Raw genomic sequence first — 21,785 nt, 5'->3', positions numbered from 1 at the left:
CAGGACGCAGGAGCGTTACTCGGTCTTGCCGAGATCGGTTGTCACTGAGGTGAACTCGTCACGCCCAGCGCGCTGCGCGATGTCGTCTACACCGGCGACCAATGGCAGCTCGGCCGCGGCGACGGCGTCAACTGCCTGCTGGTCGAGTTCGAAAAGCTCGCGCAGGGCCTCGGCGTAGCTGTCACCGCCCGGAGTGCTGGCCAACTGCTTTACCCGCACCGTCGGTGCGTGCAGGAGCTTGTCCACGACACGGCGCACGGTCTTGGCGACCTCGTCGCGGTGAATGGACTGCAGTCCGGGCAGGCGGTTGTCCAACCTCAGCAACTCGGACTCGACCACGTTGGCGGCCCGCTGACGCAGCGCTGTCACCGTCGGCGTCACCTCGGCCATACGCTGCCCGGCCAGATAGTCAGCCACCTCGGCGGCGACGATGGCGCGAGCTGCATCGGCGTCGGAGGCGGCTGCGCGCGCTGACGGCTCCCGCTGTATCCGGTCCATGTCGATCAGGCACACGCCGGGCAGCCCAGCGATGGCGGGGTCGGCATCACGCGGCATGCCGAGGTCGCAGATCGTCAGCGGTCGGCCGGAGGCCGGGCCTGCGCCCGGCTGCTCACGCGAGGACAGCGCCCGGTGCACGTCGGCCAGCGAGACCACCGGACGCACCGCGCCGGTGCAGGAGACGATCAGGTCGGCATCAGCCAGAACCGCGGCAATGTCATCGAGGGGACGCGCGACAGCGGTCATCCCCAGTTCGCAGGTGTTATCGGCCAGGCGGCGGGCACGGGGCAGCGACCGGTTCATCACAGCCACCCGCTCGACGCCCGCCCGCGCCAGCTGCTTGGTCGCCAGGGCGCCCATGGAACCGGCCCCGATCACCACAGCGTTGCACCCGGCCAGCGAGCCCAGCTTCTTCTCGGCCATGTCGAGTGCGACGGACACCACCGAGGCACCCGCGGCGTCGATCCCAGTCTCGGAGTGCACGCGCTTGCCCACCGAAAGGGCGCGTTGCGACAGCTCGTGCAGGATACGGCCCACGGTGTGATTGGCCTCCGCACAGGCATACGCCCGCCGGACCTGACCGAGAACCTGCTGTTCACCGATCACCGCGGAGTCCAAGCCGCTGGCGACGGAAAACAGATGCTCCACGGCGGCTTCGGCGTAGCGGACATAGGCGTACTTCGTCAGATCATTCAGCGGCATACCGCAGTGCTCGGAGAGCACCTGCCCGATCGCGGAGAGTCCGCCGTGGAACGCGTCGACGACGGCGTAGACCTCGACGCGGTTGCAGGTGGAGAGCACAATGGCCTCGGTCACCAGCGGCGATTCGAGCACCTGGTCGACGATCTTGCCCTGATCGGCCTCATCAGTGCTCAGTTGCTCGAGGATCGACACCGGCGCGCTGCGGTGCGAAACCCCGAAAAGCAATACGCTCATGGCTCCCTCACCACGTGGTCCACGGTAGTCGTTGAACTGCTGGGCCACCAAATCTGCGCAACCCCTGTTGCGGAACTGTATTCCAGCACGCCTTCGGCCGTGCTCCGTCTGCCGGAATAAACTGCGGTAGACAACCGGGCGGGTTGCTCAGCGGGCGAGGTCGGCCCGCAACCTGGGCTCGTCGATCTCCCAATAACTGTGCTCAGAGCCGTCCAACAACACCACGGGGAGCCGATCACCGAATTCGGCGCGCAGCGCGTTGTCGCCGCCAGCCGCAGCGACATCGACGTCGGTTACCACCAGACCGAAGGCCAGTTCGCCTGCCAACTCGGCAAGTCGCCTCTGGGCAGCCAGACACATCGGGCATCCCTCACGGGTGAGCAACTGCACCTGCCGGTCCATCCACCCAGTATCGCCGCCAAGTGACCTAAAGTTGTCAGCATGCCCACTACCGGGGAGAGCGAGGTCACCGATGGTGACGGCCCAGAGCAGCAACTTGCCGGTGACGCCAGCGCCGAGGTCGCCGCGGACGGGCTCCTGGAGCCGGACTCGGAACTGGACGAGGAGTCGGACCTGGAGTGGGACGAGGCGGTAAATCCTCCCCCGCCGCCACCTGACCTGACCGCAGCGGCATTCTTCGACGTGGACAACACGCTGGTGCACGGTTCCTCGCTGGTGCACTTCGCCCGTGGCCTGGCCGCCCGCGAGTACTTCACCTACAAGGACCTGGCACGGTTCGCGCTGGCGCAGGCCAAATTCCAGCTCACCGGACGGGAGAGCAGCGAGGACGTCGCCGCGGGCAGACGCAAAGCGCTGGCATTCATCGAGGGTCGGTCCACCGCCGAGCTTGTCGAACTCGGCGAGGAGATCTACGACGAGATCATCGCCGACAAGATCTGGCCGGGCACCCGGGTGCTGGCAGAGATGCACCTCGACGCCGGCCAGCAGGTCTGGCTGGTCACCGCGACGCCGTACGAACTGGCAGCGACGATCGCGCGGCGGCTGGGTTTCACCGGCGCTCTGGGGACCGTCGCCGAATCGGTGGACGGCGTGTTCACCGGCCGGCTGGTGGGCGAAATACTGCACGGTAGCGGCAAAGCGCATGCGGTGCGGTCGCTGGCCATCCGCGAGGGACTGAACCTGCGCCGCTGTACGGCGTACTCGGACAGCTTCAACGACGTGCCGATGCTGTCGCTGGTCGGCACCGCGGTGGCCATCAATCCAGACGCCGACCTGCGTGATGTGGCCCGTCAGCGCGATTGGGAGATCCGCGACTTCCGCACCGCCCGCAAAGCAGCGCGGATCGGAGTTCCCTCGGCGCTGGCCCTGGGCGCGGCCGGCGGCGCTCTGGCAGCGGCGGTGTCACGCCGCGACAAACGGTAGTGAGCGCGCGGGGCCGCGAATCGCACGCTGATAGGCTCGCGCCGCTACCTGAGAAACGGAAATGCCGTCGGCATGAGCATCTAGCGAGGAGCGAAGCGGATCACGCATGAGCATCGCTGAGAACATCATCGGAACCCACTACCGGTATCCGGATTATTTCGAGGTCAACCGGGAGAAGATCCGCGAGTTCGCCCTCGCGGTCAAGGACGACCATGCTGCGCACTTCACCGAGGAGGCGGCGGGCGAGTATGGATACGACGCGCTGGTCGCTTCGCTGACATTCGTTGCGGTGGCCGGTCGGCGCGTGCAGCAGGAGATCTTCAACCAATTCGACCTCCCGATCAACCTGGAGCGGGTGCTACACCGCGATCAGAAGCTGACCTTCCACCGGCCGATCCTGGCCGGTGACAAGCTGTGGTTCGACTCCTATCTGGATTCGGTCATCGAGTCACACGGCGCGATCCTCACCGAGGTTCGCGGCGAGGTCACCGACGACGACGGCAACCCGATACTGACCAGCATCGTGACCATCCTGGGTGAAGCCGAGCACGAGGGCGAGGCCGACGAGATCACCGCGAAGGTCGCCGCCGGGCGGGACGAGGCCATCGCCAAAATGATTGCCGGTCAAAGCGCCCGGAAAGGTTAGACGAACTCCGCTATCCGAAGAACATATTGCGGCGATTAGCCAGCAGTTGGTAGAGCGTCTGCTGAATGGTCTCGCGCACCTGGTCCGTCAACTCGAAGGTGATCATCGGGTCTTCGGCCGCCGACTCGTCGTAATCGGTGGTGTCGATGGGCTCGCCGAACTGAATGTGCCATTTCGAGGGCAGCGGAACCATGCCCAACGGACCTGCCAACGGGAACAACGGTGTGATCGGGAAGTACGGCAGGCCCAGAATGCGCGCCAACAACTTCACGTCGGCGACCATCGGGTAGATCTCTTCGGAACCGACGATGGAGCACGGCACGATCGGCGCTTTGGTGCGAAGCGCCGCGGACACGAATCCGCCGCGGCCGAAACGCTGGAGCTTGTAGCGGTCCTTGAAGTGCTTTCCCAGACCCTTGTACCCCTCGGGGAAGACGGCCGTCAGTTCCCCGGCCGCCAGGAGTCGGTGGGCATCGTCGGCGCACGCCATGGTGTGACCCGCCTTGCGGGCGGCCTGACCGACCATCGGCATGTCGAACACCATGTCGGCTGCCAGCAGGCGAAGATCACGCCCCGTCGGGTGGTTGTCCCGCACCGCGACCGACGTCATCAGCCCGTCGAACGGCAGGACACCGGCGTGGTTGGCCACCACCAGCGCAGCACCGGACTCCGGCAGGTTCTCAACGCCGCTGACTTCGACGCGGAACCATGATTTGAACAACACTCTGAGCAAAGGCAGGAATATTGCGTCGTTGAGGTGTGGATCGAAGCCGAACTCGTCGACGTCGTAGTCCCCCACCATGCGTTTGCGCACGAACTCCGCGACCGCGGCGATGCCCTTGGCGAGCTCGTTGGGCACCCCGGCCTCGGGCGGCCCCTCCGCGCCAACGCCTCGGTGCTGATCGATTTCGCGTACCACGGCGGCGATCTGCTCGGCCGACGCGTGGTTGCCCGGTTCGGCCAGCAGCGACGGATGTCGACGCGAACGATCGACACGCAGCGCCGTCGTCCGGCGCGCAGCTCCGCTGCGTCCCGAATTCGAGTGCAGCGGAATCACTTTCGCTCGTGGTTCACCCGCCACTGGCATTTCCTCTCGCCATCCTGCTTTTCGAAGTGAAGTCTAGCGCCCCCAGCGCTGAGCCGCCGAAACCGCGCGGTCCTCGGCGGACCGGATCCAGCGCGGATCGATGATAGGCGTCAGTCCACGCCCGCGCACATAGTCGTCGAAAGCTTCGGCCGTCGTCCACTTGGTCTCGTAGCCGAGTTCGCCGCGCATCCTCGTAGTATCCATGACGCGCCCGTAACTCAGATAATCGAGTTGCTCGCGATGGAATTCTGTGTTGCGGGCCGCGCGCCACAGCGAATCCGCGGCCACCAAGGTCGAACGCGGGACCGGCAGCGCCAGCCGCCCCGACCTTCGAATGGCCTGGCTCATCATGATGATTCCCGACGCACCGACATTGAAGGTGCCCGCCTTACCGGCCACCGTGGCCCGCTCCAGCGCGCCGAGCGCATCCTGCTCATGCAGGAGCTGCAGTCGCGGGTCCTGGCCGATGATCGTGGGCACCACCGGACCGGCGAGGTAACGGGACAGGGCGGTGTCCATAGCCGGACCGATCATGTTGGCCAGCCGCAGGATCGTGACCGCAATGTCGGGTCGGCGCCGACCGAGGCCGCGCGCGTAACCCTCGGTGTCGATGCTGTCGCGAGCGAACCCCTCCCCGGGCGGCCGACGACGGCTGCTGCTCTCGGTGAACAGCACCGGGTCCCGGGAGTTGGAGCCGTATATCTCCGATGTCGACTTGAGGACGACGCGGCGCACCGCCGGCGCCTTCTGGCAGGCCGCGAACAGCTGAATAGCACCCATCACGTTGAGCTCTTTGAGCGCCGTCCGGTCGCCGGCGCGGGGCGAGTAGGACGCGGCCGCGGCGTGCACCACGGTGTCGACGTCCCCGTTGCGGATGACTTTGGCGATGAACGGGTTGCGAATGTCAGCGCGGACGAACTCCGCTCGACCCATCCTGCGGAGCAGATCTTTGCTCGGCGCGATCGCGTCCACCGCGATGACGCGATTGATCAACGGGTTCTGGACCAAGCGCGCGACGAGATAGCCGCCCAGGAATCGGCATGCGCCGGTAACCAGAACGACCTTGGGATAGTCGAGTGTGTCGGGAACGTCCGATCCCCCGGAGTTTCCCCCGGATCGGCCCGCAGAATCCATCGGGACAGCCTAACGATGGGCCGGAGGACCTACTTGCCGAGTTTTCTACGCTGCACCCGGGTGCGACGCAGTAGCTTGCGGTGCTTCTTCTTCGACATGCGCTTGCGCCGCTTCTTGATGACAGAACCCATGAACTCCGCTACCTAAAGTTGTTGTGACGATCTTTCGGACACCGTTGGTGTCGATGTCAGTCTCGACCAGTCATCCTACCCGGGCGGCCCGGGTTAGCGAAAAACGGATGCGCTGGCATCCGCAAACAGGGTCAGCCCGCGTCGAAGTACGAACTCTCAAGCATGTCGTGAACTGCCTTGGCATGCACGCGGAACGAACGCCCCACCCGCACTGCGGGCAGTTCGCCGTTGTGCACCAGTCGGTACACGGTCATCTTGCTGACCCGCATGAGGCTCGCCACCTCGGCCACAGTCAGAAATTGCGCTCGAGGCGGCTGGTCTTCGGTCTGCCCGGCATCAGGAGCCGACTTTCCGTTGGCCGAATCCCGCGCCGACGGCCCGTTCATAGACGTCATCGCAACCCAATCCATCAGGCGCAGGCAGTTCCAGCGGCTTCCCCACCGTTGGCACCAACCCGTGCTTACCAATGGGAGAATAGCGTGGCAGGTGGGGTTTCTGCGACGGGTGTGGGGTAATCAGTTCGAAATTGATTAACTACTCAAGTGTAATTTCCGAGCCGCTCAGAGCGCTGTTTGGCGGCATTCACCGCGTTGGCCACAGCTGCCCGCAAACCGCCTCGTTCGAGTTCGCGCAGACCAGCGGCGGTAGTGCCACCCGGCGAGGTAATGGTGGCGCGAAGCTGGGCGGCCGCGGTATCGGCCGCCAGCACCATCTCCGCGTCGCCGTCGGGTGGGGCGGCGTCGTGGCGATCGAGGAGCATGGCGGCCGATCCCGCCATCGTGTGCATCGTCAGCTTGGTGGCCACCGACCGGCTCAGGCCGGCGTCCACCCCGGCATCGACGAGCGCCTCGACCATCAGAAAGAAATACGCGGGCCCCGACCCGGACACCGCGGTAACGGCATCGATCTGGGCCTCGTCCACGGTGAGCACCTCACCAACCGCCCGGAAAAGCGTCGAGACCTCCTTGACGTGCTCGTCGGTGGCGAATCGGCCCGAGGCAAGCGCACTGACTCCGCCACGGACCTTCATCGGCGCGTTGGGCATGACCCGCACGACCGCCGAACCGGCGGGCAGCTTGTTCTCGTAGTAGGCAGTGGTGATCCCGGCCGCGAGCGTGACGACAACCTGCTCGGCAGCATTACTCTCCAGTTGGGCCGCGGCCGCGGCGATCTCGCCCAGAACGTCCTCCACATCCGCGGGCTTGACCGCGACGACAACGTAGGCGGCCGTGCCGACCGCGTCCGCGACTGTCGTCACCAACACCGAGTACTTCTCTGAGAGGTACTTCGCGCGCGCAGGATCCTGCTCGGCCACGACCAGGTCCTTGACCTGTCTTCCGGCGCTGAGCAGTCCCTCCAGGAGCGCCTCGCCGATACTTCCACCGCCAATGATCGCGATTCTGGCCATGCCGGAAAGCATTGCACGGCGGCGCCGGGATCAGACGCCGGGCCACCTCACGCGTTGGGCGGCACCATCGCCAGTTGACGACTCTGCACGATGATGCGCCCCTCGCAGTCGACCACGGTGTGGTCTTCGTCGAACCACTGCTGACCGATCTGGGTCGTGGAGCACATCACCCGCAGCCAGCCGTCGGCCGGCAGCGCACGCAGGTAGGCCGTCAGCTGCACCGTCGGGGCCCACCCGTACCTATTGACGGCCCAGGTCACCGGGGCCGACACGTCGGAGCACAGGAGGGCGAACAACAGGTCCGGGGCGGCGCCTTTGGGCCGCACCCAGTACTCGATCACCGGCGGTCCGCCGTCCGACCGGGGCGCAAAAGTCGTCAGCGACGGCCTGATATCGCAACCGTGCGCCAGGTGTACGACGTCGGCCATCCGATGGCCCGGCCCGATCGGTTCGAGGCCCGGCGGCGGGTCCGGAGTCATCAGGGACACCACCGGGTTGACCGACAGGAGGGGCGGCACGTGGTGTTCGGGGGTGCCCATCGTGATCGCGACGCGCAGGGCGGTCCTGGTCTGCTCTCGGGGCGAGCGCCCATCGCCGCGTTCGCGTTGCTGCAGCGTTACGTCGACAAGGCCCACCCGCCGGCCACGCTTGCGCACCGTCGTTACCACCTGCATAGGGCCCGGATCTGGCGCCGACAGGAAGCTTCCCGACACCGCGATCGGTTCGGCGCCGTCGGAGCCGAACTCGGCGCGGGCCGCGTTGGCGCACAGCGCCAGCATCGCGCCGCCGTGCACCTTCGGCCCGATCGTCCAGTGTTCGTTCAGCACGCCCTCGTACACCCCGTCGCCCGCTGAGGTCAGCGTCATCGCGTCGGCGAACAGGGCGGAACTGGTCATGTGGCGGCCTCGGATTTCAACGGAGCAGATGCGCCCTGGCGAACTGCAACGACTCGGCGAGTAACGCCTCGCGCTCGGCGCCGTTCCGGGCGCCGGAGGTGGTTACTTCGAGGATGACATGCCCGGCGAACTCCCCGGCGGCCAGTGTCTCGCAGATCTCCACGGTCGGCTGGGTGCCGCGGCCCGGCACGAGGTGCTCATCGGCCGACGCGCCACTGCCGTCGCACAGGTGCAGATGGACCAGCCCGCCACCCATTCGGCGGGCCATGTCGACGGCATCGGTGCCCGCTGTAGCGGTGTGGGACAGATCCAGCGTGTAGTGCGCGTGGCCGCCGTCGAGGGGGTCATAGGACGGCGCGAACGCCGAGATTCCCGGACCCGGGTTGCCGCCTCGCTTGCGCATGCGTTCGATCGAGGTCTGCCCCGCCCCGAAGAATCTGTCGGCGCGGAACGGGAACATGTTCTCCACCGCGACCATCACCTCACCGGCTGCCTCGAGCTCGGCAACCTGATCAGCGAACCCCTCGGCATAGCGGCGCTGCCAGCGAAATGGTGGATGGACAACCACCGTCTGCGCCCCGAGCTGCTCTGCGACGCGAACGCTGCGTTCGAGCTTCAGGATCGGATTGGCGCCCCACACCCGTTGGGAGATCAGCAGGCAGGGAGCGTGGACCGACAGCACGGGCATCCGGTAGCGCTTCGACAGCTCCGCTATGGCCGCAACGTCTTGGCTCACCGATTCCGCCCACACCATCAACTCGACGCCGTCGTAGCCCAAACGGGCGGCGTAGTCGAAGGCGGCTTCGGTCCTCAGCGGGTAGACCGAAGCCGTGGAAAGACCGACCTTGATGGCGGGGCGCACGGTGCTCTATCCGGTCTCTTCTGACTCAGGCAAGATCCGTCAGCCCGATTGCAGTAGCGCCAGCGGGCCGAGTGTGACCAGCGCGCCGACGGCCACCGCGATCAGCGTGCTGCCGATGTCCTCGGTCTTGCGCACCACTCGCACGGCAACCACCAGACCCAGGATCACCAGCACCGACAACACCAACGCGACGATATTGTTCCACCTCCACAGTTGATCGAACGCGACGAACAGACCAGCGCCGAACAAGACCGCGAAGATGCTCTGCCCCACGATCCACAGTCCGTGTACGAAGGCCGACATCCGCCGCGGTTCGCCGTACTCACCGTCTCGCCCCTCGTCGAGATCCTCCGAGCCGTCAAGGCCCCCCACCTCGGCGAGGTCGACGTCTTTTTGGGCGGGATGAATCCCTCGCCGAGCGAGATCGTCGGCGACGGTCTGGCCGCCGAACAACGGTTCCTGGGTGGATCGCAGGTAGGACGGCAACTCCTCACCGTCGTCGGTGAAGGTTGCGGCATCGTCGTCGAGATCCCCGAGTTCGGGGGGCAACAACAGATCTGCCTGTGCGCGGAGACGATCGGTCTCATCGCCGTCCTCAGGTGGGTCCGGATTCATCTGCTCGGCATCTGCAGCCGCGGAATCCTCGGGCGTATCGATGGACTCCTCGGGCTTCTCCGCCGAGTCGGTGAACTCCGCTGACTCCGTGGCTTCGGTTTCCTGCTCGGCTTTCTTCGACTTCTTTGACTTCTTTGACTTCTTGGCCGACTTACGGCCAAAGCCGAAGCGCCGCGGTGGCGGCTCGGAAGCGACCGGGTCGGGATCGCCGCGATGCTCGACCGTTGCCGCAAACTCGGCGACCGCGTCGGCATAGTCGTCGTCGACATCGTCGCCGGCAGATGCCTGCGCGATCACCTCATGGCTGTCGGTGTTCCCATCCTGCTCCGGGACCTCGAGGTTGTCGGTGTCCTGTTCAGGGACTGCGGAAACCTCCAACTCCTCGTCGACCTCGTCGACCGTGTCCTCGGGGCCCTCGACGGCGAGATCCTCAAGGCCCTCATCGACCGTCACCTCGGGGCCCTCGACGGCGAGATCCTCGGGGCCCTCGTCGACCGCATCCTCGGGGCCCTCGTCGGCGAGTTCCGGCCGAACAGTCTCCGCCTCGGCATCGATGTGGTCGACCGCTCCGTTGGCCGACGGGACCGCATCCGTGTCGGTCTCTTCGATCTGCTCTTCTACCGCGGTCGCCGGCGCGGACGGATCGGGATCGTCGGGGCCGATGATCGGAATCTCACCGGTGAGTTCAGCGACGGTGACGGCATCGGTGTTACCGCGTCGGCGGCGGCGTTTACGTTTGCCGCCGACCGGGGGTGCACCGATCGAACCGTTCTTGGCCAGCAACTCAGCGACCGAGATCGGCCGGGTGCTGCTGTGGCTGTCATCTGATCCAGTCATCGCCTGTCGCCTTTGAGCGTCGTTGCTTCACTGTCCAGCATTGCGTAAGGGCACCCTCCGCGAGGCCGATTCCCCGCCGCCGCCGGCCTTGGCCGCTTTCCCAGCGCCGCCGACCTTGGCCGATTTCCCGGCGCCGCCGACCAAAGCCGTCCCGTCGGCCTCGCTGTCGAGTTTCCGCAGAATCAATCCCTCTCGCAATGCCCAGGGACAGATGTCCACGCTCTCGATACCGAGTACTTTCATGCTCGCCTCTGCCACCAGAGCGCCCGCGACGATCTGCGGCGCCCGATCGGCGCTCACCCCTTCTAGTTCCGCACGGTCGGACGCGGTCATCCTAGAGATGAAATTTATGAGTTGCCGAAGACCGGACGCCGTCAGCGTCCGTTTGACCCGCGGTCCTGCCCCCGAAGGCGCCGCACCGGTCAACCGAGCCAGCGAGCGGAACGTCTTCGACGTGGCCACCGCCAGATCGGGATTGCCCGCCTCGGCGATCGCTATTCCAGCCTCCGACAGCTCGGTGGCCAGCCAGTCACGAAGCATGGCCACCCGCCGACGGCCCGGGGGATCGTCCGGCAGCCATTCCCGCGTCATCCGGCCCGCGCCGAGCGGCAAGGACAAGGCAATGTCGGGCTCTTCGTCGACGCCACTGGATAGTTCCAGCGATCCGCCCCCGATGTCGATGTTGACGATGCGTCCGGCGCTCCAGCCATACCATCGACGGACCGCCAGGAACGTCAGCCGGGATTCATCGACACCGCTGAGCACCCGCAGCGCCACTCCGGTCTCAGCCTTCACCCGGGCCAACACGTCCTCGGAGTTCTTCGCATCGCGCACCGCGGACGTGGCGAACGCCATCAGTTCCGAGCACCCCGAGCTGGTAGCGATCTTCGCGAACTCGTCGATGGTGCCAACCAGCTTGTCGGCCCCCCGGCGCGTGAGCTTTCCCGAGTTGTCGGTGGCCTCCGCCAGCCGCAAAGAGGCTTTGGTGGAACTCATCGGCGTCGGGTGCCCGCCGCGGCGTGCGTCCACCACCAAGAGATGGACGGTGTTGCTGCCCACGTCCAGCACGCCTAATCGCACTCAACCAACCTAATGGGTCTACCGTGGAAAACCGTGACTGGATCACCTGGTGAGGTCGAATTGGATTTCGCCCGCGAATGGGTGGAGTTCTACGATCCCGACAATCCCGAGCATCTGATCGCCGCGGACATGACGTGGCTGCTGTCCCGCTGGACCTGCGTATTCGGCACCCCGGCCTGCCAGGGCACTGTCGAAGACCGGCCTGACGACGGCTGCTGTTCGCATGGCGCTTTTCTGTCTGACGACGACGACCGCGCCAAACTCGACAACGCCGTCACATTGCTCACCGCCGAGGATTGGCAATACCGCAAGAAGGGTCTGGGAAAAAAGGGCTATCTCGAAATGGACTCCTACGACGACAAGCCCAACCTGCGCACCCGAAAGCACAAGGGCGCCTGCATCTTCCTCAACCGTCCCGGCTGGCCCGGAGGCATCGGCTGCGCCTTACACAGCAAGGCACTCAAGATCGGCGTGGAACCCCTGACCCTCAAACCGGAAGTCTGCTGGCAGTTGCCGATCCGGCGCAACCAGGAATGGGTCACCCGCCCTGATGGCACCGACGTGCTCAAGACGACGATCACCGAGTACGACCGGCGCGGTTGGGGCGAAGGCGGCGCCGATCTGCACTGGTACTGCACCGGCGACCCGGCGGCCCACGTCGGCGCCAACCAAGTCTGGCAGACCTACGGACCCGAGCTCACCGAATTGCTGGGCGAGAAGGTCTACGCAGAGCTGGCCGCAATGTGTAAGCGCCGCAACGGTTTAGGCCTCATCGCCATCCACCCGGCCACCCGCGCAGCCGATTAGCCGGGATTTCGGTGCACTTCGTCACGCTGAGGATGACGAAGTGCACACAGGTTCCCGGCGAGAGGGTCTCATCCCTCCAGTTTGTAACCCAGGCCGCGCACTGTGACCAGAAGCACCGGGTTTGCCGGGTCTGACTCGATCTTGCCACGTAACCGCTTGACGTGAACGTCGAGAGTCTTGGTGTCACCGACATAGTCAGCTCCCCAAACGCGGTCGATCAGCTGACCGCGGGTGAGCACTCGACCACTGTTTCGCATCAAATACTCCAGGAGATCGAACTCCTTGAGCGGCAGGGTAATCGAGACCCCTTTGACACTGACCACGTGCCGCTCCACATCCATTCGCACCGGGCCGGCCTCAAGCACACCGTCACCGACGCCGGTGTCGTCGGCGTCAGCGCCGCGCCGCAGCACCGCCCGAATGCGTGCGATCAGCTCACGTGCCGAGTACGGCTTGGTCACATAGTCGTCCGCGCCGAGTTCAAGTCCGACGACCTTGTCAATCTCACTGTCCCGGGCGGTCACCATAATGACCGGCACGCTCGACCGCGACCGCAACTGCTTGCAGACGTCGGTGCCGCTCATCCCCGGCAGCATCAGATCCAGCAGCACGATGTCTGCGCCCGCTCGCTCGAATTCAGCTAGCGCAGAGGGTCCGTCAGCCACTATCGTCGCCTCGAAGCCCTCCTTGCGAAGGAGGAACGCCAGGGGATCGGCCAACGACTCCTCATCCTCCACGATCAGCACACTGGTCATCGATGTACTAGTCCTCTCGTTCGTCGTGATCATCAGAGTCGTCCCCGTCGAAGTAGTCAGGATCGAAGTAGGCAGGGATGGAAAGAGTGAAGGTCGAGCCGGTACCCGGCTGACTCCACAGCCGAATAGTGCCGTTGTGATTGGCGGCGACGTGCTTGACGATCGCCAGCCCCAGCCCGGTGCCTCCGGTTGCCCGGGTCCGAGCCTGGTCGACGCGAAAGAATCGTTCGAAAACCCGCTCCTGATCGGCGGGGGCGATCCCGATGCCGCGATCGGTGATCGCAATTTCGATACTGTCGCCGCGTCGGCGCCGACTCACCGACACCGATGATCCGTTCGGTGAGTATGCGATCGCGTTGGAAACCAGATTCGCAATCGCGGTCACCAGCAATCCCTGGTCGCCGAGTACCCGAAAACCCGTAGGCTCATCGGTGTTCACCGCGATGTCGGCGTTGTCGGCTGCAACCTTGTGGCGTGACAGCGCCTCGGCGACCACGGTGTCGACGTCGACGTCCTCGAGGTCGGGTAGTCGCTCGGCGCCCTGCAACCGCGACAGTTCGATCAGCTCGCCCACCATGTCGGCCAGCCGATGGGACTCGGTGACCATCCGGTGGGCGAAGCGGCGGACCGTTTCGGGGTCGTCGCCCGAGGCCAGGATGGCCTCGGCCAGCACACCCATCGCCCCGACGGGTGTCTTGAGCTCGTGGCTGACATTCGCTACGAAATCCCTGCGCGTCGCTTCCATCCGGGCGTGCTCGGATTGGTCGTCCACGTAGACCACCGCGAACCGCCGGTCATCCTCGGTCAGCAACCGGACATGGCCGCGCACGGACAGCCCGGACCTGCCCGGCCTGCTGCGTTTGCGCGGAGGCAGGTCGACTTCGCCGTCCTCACCGGTGGCCAACGTGCGCTGGGCGGCCAGCCAGGCACGATCGTCGATCAGCCGGTCGTGCACCAAGCCCAGTTCGGTGGCACGTTCGTTGGTGTAGACCACGTCACGATGGGTGTCGACGACCACTATTCCCACCGGGGACTGGGCCACCACGTGCTCGAGCAGCTGCGAGACGGTGATGCCGGACTGGGGAGCGGCCCGCCGATCTCTGCGTTCCCGCAGGCGGGGGGCAACCACCGCACCGAACACCACTCCGATCGACAATGCGAGCAGTGCCACGATCGCTGCAAGCAGCAGCGCCGATATGACACTCACGCGAAAAGCGTACGCATTCGATGCACGTCATCCCAGCCGCGCGCGGCCAATTCGGGACACGTCACAGAACCGAACGCAGATGTTCGGGCTGGTGTCCCCCACTGTTCACGCATTGTTCTGTTCACTCGGTGGTCTCCGGTGTGGGACACCGGTGCAGATCGGCCGCCTATTTGGCGCCCTGGGCGGCCACCGCCGCCGCGCCCGCCGCCGCAGCCTGGGGATCCAGGTACACACCCCCGGCAAGAGTCGGAGACAGGTTCTCGTCCAATTCGTAGCGCAACGGGATACCAGTGGGGATGTTGAGGCCGACCACGGCCTCGTCAGACATCCCGTCCAGGTACTTGACCAGCGCACGCAGCGAATTGCCGTGCGCGGCGATCAAGACCGTCTTGCCCGCCTTGAGGTCGGGAACGATCACCTCGGTGAAGTAGGGCACGAAACGCTCGACGACGTCCTTGAGGCATTCGGTCACCGGCGCCCCGGAAATGTCGGCATAGCGCGGATCGCTGTCCTGGCTGAACTCACTGCCCGCCGCAATCGGCGGCGGCGGGGTGTCGTAGCTGCGCCGCCAGGCCATGAACTGTTCCTCGCCGTACTTGGCCTTGGTCTCGGCCTTGTCCAGGCCCTGCAGGGCCCCGTAGTGACGTTCGTTGAGGCGCCAGTCCCGGTGCACCGGGATCCAGTGCCGGTCCGCTTTGTCCAGTGCGACGTTGGCGGTGGTGATCGCGCGCCTGAGCAATGAGGTGTACACCACATCGGGAAGTCGGTCCTCGAGCTTGATGAGCTCACCCGCCCGGACCGCTTCAGCCATGCCCTTTTCGGTCAGGTCGACGTCTACCCAGCCGGTGAAGAGGTTCAGCGCGTTCCACTCGCTCTGGCCGTGGCGGAGGAGGATCAGCGTCGAGGTATCTGCCATGAGCCGAATCATCTCACGATCAGCTTCCGGTGCGCTGCCCGTGCCGCGGACCGCGGATCAGTTCTCGTCGTGGTCCTCGATGAGATGCTCGAAGGCTCGCAGATTGGTCAGCGATTCGCCGCGCGACACCCGCCATTCCCACTCTTTCTGAATGGACGACCGAAAACCCAACTCCAGCAATGTGTTGAAGTCCGTATCGACCGCCTCAAGTACCTGCCCAAGCACCCGGTCGATCTCCTCGGCGGTGACCGAGTACAGCGCCATCCGGCCGACGAGATAGATGTCGCCGGTGTTGTCCAGGGTGTATGCGACCCCGTACAGCCTGCGATTGCGCTTGAGCAGGAACCGGTAGACGCCCTCGTGGTTCTCGTCGGGTTTGCGGCAGACGAACGCCTCCACCCGCAGCGAGTGCTCGCCGACGGTCAGGATGGTGTTGGTCTTGAGCCGGCGCTCGCCCGGCAACTCGACGACCAGTCCGGGCAGGCTCCCGCGGGCACCCTTGTGAAGGGTGTACCGCAGATCGTGCTCTTTGAGGGTCTTCTCGATCAGGTCCTGAACGTGACCACTCATGCGCGCACACCCCGCCGCATCGAGAAGCGGCGTCCGCTTCGTCGCGCCCGGTGCGGGCCATGATGGCGAGCACGGTGGTCGGCCATCGCCTGCCCATAACTGCCCAGCAGTGCATCCACGGTGTGCGCCCACGAGAAGGTGGCAGCGTGCTCGAGGGCCGCGCGCCGCATGGCCGCTGGATCTCGACCGACGATGCCGCCGATGGCCTTCGCCCAATCCTCGGCGTGGTGTCCCTGCACCAGCGCACCGCTCACACCGTCGCGCACCGCCACCGAAAGTCCGCCGACGGCAGCCGCCACCACCGGCGTGCCACAGGCCTGCGCTTCGACGGCAACCAGACCGAAGGATTCCGAATAGCTCGGTACCGCAACAACGTCAGCGGCCTGGTAGACCCGCGCGAGGTCGTCGCGGGACTGGGGCGGAAGGAACGTCACGCGGTCGGTGATGCCCAACTCCGCGGCGAGTTGCACCAAACCGTCGGGGGAGGCCGGGCCGCCGGCGGCGGAGCGCGGAATCAGACCGGACCCGGACGGCCCGCCGGCGATCAGCACCTGGATCCCCGGCAGTAGCGCGGCCGCGCGCAGCAACACGTCGGGAGCCTTGAGCGGCTGAATGCGCCCCACGAACGCCACGACCGTCGCCCCGGCGTCCAAAGCGCCCAGACCAAGCGCGGCGCGGGCGCGCTGCCGATCACCGGGCGCGAAGTTCTGCAAGTCGACTCCCGGATGGACGACATCGATACGGCCCGGATCGGCCTGATGCAGCGAAACCAATTGCTGCGCTTCGTGTTCAGTGTTGACGACGAGCCGATCAGCCTCGTCGACCACCTGCTGTTCCCCGACCGACCGTAGCGGCGGTTCGGGTGAGTCGCCTTCGGCGAGCGAGGCGTTCTTCACCGCGGCGAGCGTGTGGGCGGTGTGCACCAGCGGCACCGCCCAGCGGTCGGCCGCCAGCCATCCGACCTGTCCGGAGAGCCAGTAGTGAGAATGAACGACGTCGTAGTAGCCGGGCTCGTAGGTGGCTTCCGCGCGCAGCACACCCGCGGTGAAGGCGCACAACTGCGTCGGCAGGTCGTTCTTGTCCAGCCCTTCGAAGGGTCCGGCCACGACGTTGCGTACCAGAACTCCGGGGGCCACCCGGACGATCGGCTGGTCGGCTGACGAGGTGGCCCTGGTGAAAATTTCCACGTCAACGCCACGCCGGGCCAATTCCAGCGCCGTCTGCAGCACGTATACGTTCATGCCACCCGCGTCGCCAGTGCCCGGCTGGGCCAGCGGAGAGGTATGCACAGAAAGCACCGCAACCCGGCGTGGCTCGGGCAGTCCGCAAGGCGGACCGGGCAGATCGGTCGCTAGACGCACACCGTCATGTTTACACCGCCGCCTCGAGTCCGCCGCTCACGCACTCACCTCGAGCCCGCGACGGGTCGGTGGACGGCGGGACTACCCGACCGTTCCGGCTGGTCGCCGCCAACTCGGCTGCGGCGTTTAGGGTGACGTACATGACGACTCCCTCAGATGGCCGCAGGGTCGCCGTGGTCACCGGAGCCAGCGCCGGAATCGGCGCAGCGACCGCAAGAACTCTTGCTGCACAGGGGTTTCATGTGATCTGCGTGGCCCGCCGCGAAGCTCCGATCAAGGCTCTGGCCGCCGAGATCGACGGGACAGCGATTGTGACCGACGTTACCGATACCGCCGCGGTGGCGGCTCTGGCGGGCCGACTGGACCGGGTGGATGTGCTCGTCAACAACGCCGGCGGGGCACGGGGGATGGAATCGGTGACCGACGCCGACACCGAGCACTGGCGCTGGATGTGGGAGGCCAACGTATTGGGCACACTGCACGTCACCCGCGCGCTGCTGCCCAAGTTGATCGACTCCGGCGACGGGCTGATCATCACCGTCACCTCCATCGCTGCGGTGGAGATCTACGACAACGGGTCGGGCTACACCTCCGCCAAGCACGCGCAGGGCGTGCTGCACCGCACCCTGCGCAGCGAGCTCCTGGGAAAGCCGTTGCGGTTCACCGAAATAGCACCGGGGATGGTCAAGACGGACTTCTCCTTGCGCCGGTTCGGCGGCGACGCGGCACGCGCGGAGAAGGTCTACGAAGGCGTGACCCCGCTGGTGGCTGACGACATCGCCGAGGTGATCGGATTCGTCGCCGGCAGACCCTCACACGTCGACCTGGATTTGATCGTGGTCAGACCGCGCGACCAGGTCAGCGGAGCCAGCGGACCCAGGTTCAACCGGTCCTGATCCGTGACAGCGCCTTAGCGGCCGGGCCGGCCATTGGCCGGCTTCGGCGCATCCGAGGGCGTCGCGGGCGCAGCATTGGGGAGGTGATCCGGGCCCTGCGTTCCGGACAACGCCGACATCGAAACCCAATCGTCCCAGTCCACGGTCCAGTCCCAGATATCGCCGTCGGCGTAGGAAAGCTCGATACTGGTCCCTGTGACCTCGACGGGGTCACCGTACAGCGCGCTCTCGAAGTATGCCTGGGCATCCTCGGTCGACAAGTTGATGCAGCCGTTGGTGACATTGCTGTTGCCCTGGGCCCCGGCGCTCGACGGGTTGGCGTGGATGAACTCGCCGTTGTTGGAGATCCGCACGGCGAACCGCTCGCGAACATTGGCGTAGCCGGCAGCGGGGTTGGTCATGTAAAAGTCTTCGTACTTCTCGGTGACGACATGGATGCCGCTGCGGGTGACGTTGCGATCCACGTCCGCCTCGCCATAGCTGCACGGCAGGGTCATGATCACGCCCTCGTCGGTGATCACCTCCAGCTGATGGGACGGCGCATCGGCCTTCACGACCTGCCGGCGTCCGACAGTGAAGTCCAGCGTCGAATCGGCTGCGCCGTACGCGCCGTCGCCGAACGGCACGCCGTAGAGCTTGGCGTCGACGTGCACGGTGGTGCCCGCGGGGTAGTACTCGCGGCTGCGCCAGTGCACCCGCGACCCGGCGACCTCGTCGGGCAGCCACGCCCAGCTGCCTTCGACTTCCGGGGTGGTCGTTACCGAAAGCGCCTTCTCCACCAACGGCCTGTCCTCCTCGGCGATGGAGGCGTCGAACTGCATGATGACCGGTGCCGCGATACCGACGGTCCGACCATCGGTCAACTGAAACTGGCCGTGGACCTGATTGTCCGGGCTGACCGTGGTGAACGATCCGGCCACCGGTACCGCCGTGCCGTCGTTGCCGACGACAGCGCCGCCCCACGTGTAGGAAACCCCATAGCCCAACGGCTCGGTAATGGTGAACGTGGTGCGGTCCTGGTTGAGCGTGCCCTTGACAGCCTTGCCCCCGGGGTTCTTCAGGCTGATGTCCTGGAACCGCCCGTCCTTGACCTGAACGCCGATCCGCGCCGTCGGCACGACGCCGACCGCCGAGTCGGCGGGATCGTAGGTCAGTGTCGGCCGCCCCGACGCGTCTGCGGAGGGCTTGCCGCCGTCGTTCATACAGGCGGCGAGCGCACCTGGTGCAACCAACCCGACTGCGATGGCGGCCAGGGCACGCCGTCTGGTGACCGACGGCCACGGGTTCATGGAGCTCACGTGAAGCCAGGGTACTTAGATATCGCACCCGATCAGTACTGGTTCGGGTGTGAGTTTGATCGCGAATGCCGCTCGGACACCGTCGCGAACCGTCCTGGCCAGGGCAAGGATGTCAGCTGTGGTCGCGTGGCCACGGTTGGTCAGCGCCAGGGCGTGCTTGGTGGACAGCCGGGCGGGCGCCGAAGCTGCCGGAAAACCCTTGCCGAAGCCGGCGCGCTCGACGAGCCAGCCGGCCGCCAATTTGACCCCGTCGGCGGCGGGATAGTTCGGGATGGGGCCCTCGACCGCCCCGCAGAGACGCTCGAACTCGGCGTGCGTCACCACCGGGTTGGTGAAGAACGACCCGACGCTCCAGGTGTCGTGGTCGGCCTCGTCGAGCACCATGCCCTTGGCGGCGCGTAAGGACAGCACCGCCGCGCGTACCCGCGCCGGGTCCGCGCGCTGCCCCGGCTCGACATTCAGCGCGGCCGTGAGTTCCCCGTAGCGCAGTGGCGCGCTGCGTGCCGCCGGGTCCAGCGTGAACTCCACCTCCAGCACCACCGATGCGGGCGAACTCTTCAAAGTGCTGGTTCGGTAGCCGAACTGGAGAGCACTCGGCGGTACCCAGCGGTCCTCCCCGGTGTGCCTGTCCAGCAGCCTGACCCGTTGAATCGTGTCGGCGATCTCGGCTCCGTAGGCGCCGACGTTCTGCACCGGCGTTGCACCCACCGATCCCGGTATCCCCGACAGGCACTCCAGCCCGCCGAGTCCGTGCGCCAGCGAGGTGACCACGACGTCGTCCCACACCGCCCCGGCCTCGGCCCGAACAATCGCGCCGTCAACCGCAACCCCGGTGTTCGCGAGCCGGACCACCGTCAGGTTCTCGAGATCGTCTGCCAGCACCACGTTGGATCCGCCGGCCAGGACCAGCGCCTCCGGGCCGAACGCGAGCAATGCGGCAACCACCTGCTCGGTGCTGGTGCACGTGACGAGCCTGCTCGCGACGGGTCCGACGCGCAGCGTGGTCAGCGGCGCGAGGGGGACGCCCTCTGCGACCGTCGCACCGCCTGTCGACGAAGTGACCACGGGCGGTAACGGTAGCCTGACCAGCTATGCCTCGTTCATTCGACATGGCCGCCGAATACGCGAGCACGGTCGAAGAGGTGCACCGGGCGTTCAGCGACGAGGGGTACTGGCGGGTGCGGCTGGGCGATTCCGGCTCCGACCACGCCACCCTCGACGAATTGGCCATCGGTGCCGACGGCGGGATCCGCGTCAGGACCACCCAGACACTGCGAGCCCGCCGGCTGCCCGGCTTCGTGACGCAATTTCACCGCGGTGACCTGAGTTTCGTGCGGGAGGAGACATGGACGCCGATGGTCAACGGCCGGGCGACCGCGGCGGTCTTCGGCGCCATCCCGGGCGCCCCTGCCGGCCTGACCGGCCACGCGGTATTGGCTCCGGCGACCGCCCAGCCGGGCTCGCGGATCGCGTTCTCGGCCACCGTGGAGGTCCGGGTTCCACTCGTGGGCGGCAAGATCGAGAACTTCATCGGCAGCCAGCTCATTCACTTACTGGCCGCCGAGCAACGCTTCACCACGGGGTGGATCAACGAGAACGGCTGATCGACACGCTTTAGAATCGCTTTAGACTTCGGGGTCATGGCCAACCGTGCGGGCGCGCCACTCGGGGCGATCACCCGGGGCACCACGGGTCACAACCGGCTGCGCCGCAGCGACCGCTGGCTGGTGCACGAGCCGCGAGTTCGCAACGCGTTGCAGTCAGCCACCGACCCGCTCGTCGTCGACCTCGGATACGGCGCGCTTCCGGTGACCACGCTGGAGCTCGCGATGCGGCTGCGCTGGGTCCGCTCCGACGTCCGCGTGATCGGCCTCGAGATCGCGCCCGAACGGGTGCGGATCGCCCGGGCCGCAGCGACGCCGGGTGTCGAGTTCGCGCTCGGCGGTTTCGAATTGGCCGACCACCGGCCAGTGTTGGTTCGAGCGTTCAACGTGCTGCGTCAGTACCCCCGGGAAGCAGTGCCCGATGCATGGGCGGCGATGCGACGGGGGTTGGCGCCCGGAGGACTGGTCGTCGACGGCACCTGCGATGAACTGGGCCGCCGATGCTGCTGGGTGCTTCTGGACGCGACCTCGGCGCTGAGCCTGACGCTGGCGTGCGACCCGTTCGCCATCGAACGACCCTCTGATCTGGCCGAGCGCCTGCCCAAGGTGCTGATACACCACAACGTGGCGGGCCAGCCGATCCACGCATTGCTGGCGGCCGCGGACCGCGCATGGGCCAGTGTCGCCGGCCATGGGGTGTTCGGACCGCGAGTACGGTGGCGCGCGATGATGGAACTTCTTGTCGCAGAGGGTCTTCCAGTGAAATCGCCGCGGCGCACCCTGCGCGATGGGGTGCTCACGGTGCCCTGGTCTGCCATTGCGCCGATCGCTTGAGCAGCCATCGACCGGCACCCAGGC

General features: G+C 66.3%; 25 protein-coding genes. 6 read left to right on the top strand and 19 right to left on the bottom strand.

Features of this window, described 5'->3' with window-relative positions:
- Positions 1–15: 15 nt before the first annotated feature.
- Entirely contained in the window at positions 16–1,434 is a 1,419-nt protein-coding gene (locus tag ACPGXI_RS01565; RefSeq protein ID WP_526649097.1) for a glutamyl-tRNA reductase, read from the bottom strand.
- A gap of 147 nt (positions 1,435–1,581) precedes the next feature.
- Positions 1,582–1,836, bottom strand: coding sequence for a glutaredoxin family protein (locus ACPGXI_RS01560; protein ID WP_526649095.1), 255 nt, complete (start codon positions 1,834–1,836; stop codon positions 1,582–1,584).
- A 39-nt stretch (positions 1,837–1,875) separates the two neighbouring features.
- On the opposite strand from ACPGXI_RS01560, the gene ACPGXI_RS01555 reads away from it, so the two are divergent.
- Both ACPGXI_RS01555 and ACPGXI_RS01550 read left to right on the top strand, forming a co-directional pair.
- Entirely contained in the window at positions 1,876–2,817 is a 942-nt protein-coding gene (locus tag ACPGXI_RS01555; protein WP_526649093.1) for an HAD family hydrolase, read from the top strand.
- Positions 2,818–2,923: 106 nt separating this feature from the next.
- Positions 2,924–3,463: an FAS1-like dehydratase domain-containing protein gene (locus ACPGXI_RS01550; protein WP_526649091.1), complete on the top strand. Its 540-nt coding sequence runs from the start codon at positions 2,924–2,926 to the stop codon at positions 3,461–3,463.
- 10 nt (positions 3,464–3,473) lie between these two features.
- Here the strand turns inward: ACPGXI_RS01550 and ACPGXI_RS01545 are convergent, their stop codons facing one another.
- The 9 genes from ACPGXI_RS01545 to ACPGXI_RS01505 form a co-directional block, all read right to left on the bottom strand.
- Positions 3,474–4,550: a lysophospholipid acyltransferase family protein gene (locus ACPGXI_RS01545; RefSeq protein ID WP_526649089.1), complete on the bottom strand. Its 1,077-nt coding sequence runs from the start codon at positions 4,548–4,550 to the stop codon at positions 3,474–3,476.
- A gap of 33 nt (positions 4,551–4,583) precedes the next feature.
- The gene (locus ACPGXI_RS01540) at positions 4,584–5,684 is read right to left on the bottom strand and encodes an SDR family oxidoreductase (protein WP_526649087.1); all 1,101 of its coding nucleotides are present in this window, start codon (positions 5,682–5,684) and stop codon (positions 4,584–4,586) included.
- A gap of 29 nt (positions 5,685–5,713) precedes the next feature.
- On the bottom strand, positions 5,714–5,815 hold the full coding sequence (locus tag ACPGXI_RS01535; protein ID WP_003402602.1) for a 30S ribosomal protein bS22: 102 nt from the start codon (positions 5,813–5,815) through the stop codon (positions 5,714–5,716).
- 131 nt (positions 5,816–5,946) lie between these two features.
- Positions 5,947–6,210, bottom strand: a complete 264-nt coding sequence (locus tag ACPGXI_RS01530) for a helix-turn-helix domain-containing protein (protein WP_526649085.1) — start codon at positions 6,208–6,210, stop codon at positions 5,947–5,949.
- A 143-nt stretch (positions 6,211–6,353) separates the two neighbouring features.
- Complete coding sequence (gene proC / locus ACPGXI_RS01525; RefSeq protein WP_526649083.1) at positions 6,354–7,223, bottom strand: pyrroline-5-carboxylate reductase; 870 nt, start codon at positions 7,221–7,223, stop codon at positions 6,354–6,356.
- A 47-nt stretch (positions 7,224–7,270) separates the two neighbouring features.
- Entirely contained in the window at positions 7,271–8,119 is an 849-nt protein-coding gene (locus tag ACPGXI_RS01520; RefSeq protein WP_526649081.1) for an acyl-CoA thioesterase, read from the bottom strand.
- A gap of 16 nt (positions 8,120–8,135) precedes the next feature.
- On the bottom strand, positions 8,136–8,981 hold the full coding sequence (locus ACPGXI_RS01515; protein WP_526649079.1) for a sugar phosphate isomerase/epimerase family protein: 846 nt from the start codon (positions 8,979–8,981) through the stop codon (positions 8,136–8,138).
- Positions 8,982–9,020: 39 nt separating this feature from the next.
- The gene (locus ACPGXI_RS01510; protein WP_526649161.1) at positions 9,021–9,974 is read right to left on the bottom strand and encodes an Rv0497 family membrane protein; all 954 of its coding nucleotides are present in this window, start codon (positions 9,972–9,974) and stop codon (positions 9,021–9,023) included.
- 486 nt (positions 9,975–10,460) lie between these two features.
- Complete coding sequence (locus tag ACPGXI_RS01505; RefSeq protein WP_526649077.1) at positions 10,461–11,513, bottom strand: Ppx/GppA family phosphatase; 1,053 nt, start codon at positions 11,511–11,513, stop codon at positions 10,461–10,463.
- A gap of 12 nt (positions 11,514–11,525) precedes the next feature.
- Between ACPGXI_RS01505 and ACPGXI_RS01500 the strand changes: the two genes are divergently transcribed.
- Positions 11,526–12,320, top strand: coding sequence for a DUF3109 family protein (locus ACPGXI_RS01500; protein WP_526649075.1), 795 nt, complete (start codon positions 11,526–11,528; stop codon positions 12,318–12,320).
- A gap of 68 nt (positions 12,321–12,388) precedes the next feature.
- Here ACPGXI_RS01500 and ACPGXI_RS01495 read toward each other — a convergent pair whose 3' ends face one another.
- The 6 genes from ACPGXI_RS01495 to ACPGXI_RS01470 form a co-directional block, all read right to left on the bottom strand.
- A complete protein-coding gene (locus ACPGXI_RS01495; RefSeq protein WP_526649073.1) occupies positions 12,389–13,075 on the bottom strand; it encodes a response regulator in 687 nt (228 codons plus the stop codon).
- 7 nt (positions 13,076–13,082) lie between these two features.
- Positions 13,083–14,282 (bottom strand): sensor histidine kinase, encoded by a 1,200-nt coding sequence (locus ACPGXI_RS01490; RefSeq protein ID WP_526649071.1) that lies wholly within the window; start codon positions 14,280–14,282, stop codon positions 13,083–13,085.
- A gap of 166 nt (positions 14,283–14,448) precedes the next feature.
- Positions 14,449–15,198, bottom strand: a complete 750-nt coding sequence (locus ACPGXI_RS01485; RefSeq protein WP_526649069.1) for a phosphoglyceromutase — start codon at positions 15,196–15,198, stop codon at positions 14,449–14,451.
- 57 nt (positions 15,199–15,255) lie between these two features.
- Positions 15,256–15,768, bottom strand: a complete 513-nt coding sequence (locus ACPGXI_RS01480) for a YbjN domain-containing protein (RefSeq protein ID WP_526649067.1) — start codon at positions 15,766–15,768, stop codon at positions 15,256–15,258.
- Complete coding sequence (gene mshA / locus ACPGXI_RS01475; RefSeq protein ID WP_526649065.1) at positions 15,765–17,129, bottom strand: D-inositol-3-phosphate glycosyltransferase; 1,365 nt, start codon at positions 17,127–17,129, stop codon at positions 15,765–15,767. Before mshA ends, ACPGXI_RS01480 begins: the two co-directional genes overlap by 4 nt.
- 10 nt (positions 17,130–17,139) lie before the next feature.
- Positions 17,140–17,271, bottom strand: a complete 132-nt coding sequence (locus ACPGXI_RS01470) for a hypothetical protein (RefSeq protein WP_526649063.1) — start codon at positions 17,269–17,271, stop codon at positions 17,140–17,142.
- Here ACPGXI_RS01470 and ACPGXI_RS01465 point away from each other — a divergent pair.
- A complete protein-coding gene (locus ACPGXI_RS01465; RefSeq protein ID WP_526649061.1) occupies positions 17,270–18,025 on the top strand; it encodes an SDR family oxidoreductase in 756 nt (251 codons plus the stop codon). The two genes, ACPGXI_RS01470 and ACPGXI_RS01465, sit on opposite strands and share 2 nt — an antisense overlap.
- Positions 18,026–18,039: 14 nt before the next feature.
- Here ACPGXI_RS01465 and ACPGXI_RS01460 read toward each other — a convergent pair whose 3' ends face one another.
- Positions 18,040–19,314, bottom strand: a complete 1,275-nt coding sequence (locus ACPGXI_RS01460; protein ID WP_526649154.1) for an Ig-like domain-containing protein — start codon at positions 19,312–19,314, stop codon at positions 18,040–18,042.
- Between the two features lie 24 nt (positions 19,315–19,338).
- Entirely contained in the window at positions 19,339–20,388 is a 1,050-nt protein-coding gene (locus ACPGXI_RS01455; protein WP_526649059.1) for a UDP-N-acetylmuramate dehydrogenase, read from the bottom strand.
- A gap of 26 nt (positions 20,389–20,414) precedes the next feature.
- On the opposite strand from ACPGXI_RS01455, the gene ACPGXI_RS01450 reads away from it, so the two are divergent.
- Together ACPGXI_RS01450 and ACPGXI_RS01445 are read left to right on the top strand one after the other, a co-directional pair.
- Positions 20,415–20,927, top strand: coding sequence for a DUF2505 family protein (locus tag ACPGXI_RS01450; protein ID WP_526649057.1), 513 nt, complete (start codon positions 20,415–20,417; stop codon positions 20,925–20,927).
- 36 nt (positions 20,928–20,963) lie between these two features.
- Positions 20,964–21,761, top strand: coding sequence for a class I SAM-dependent methyltransferase (locus ACPGXI_RS01445; protein WP_526649055.1), 798 nt, complete (start codon positions 20,964–20,966; stop codon positions 21,759–21,761).
- Positions 21,762–21,785 lie beyond the last annotated feature (24 nt).

Source organism: Mycobacterium sp., assembly GCF_049608025.1.
In the GTDB taxonomy this organism is placed as follows: domain Bacteria; phylum Actinomycetota; class Actinomycetes; order Mycobacteriales; family Mycobacteriaceae; genus Mycobacterium.
This window is presented reverse-complemented; position numbering and strand designations above follow the sequence as displayed.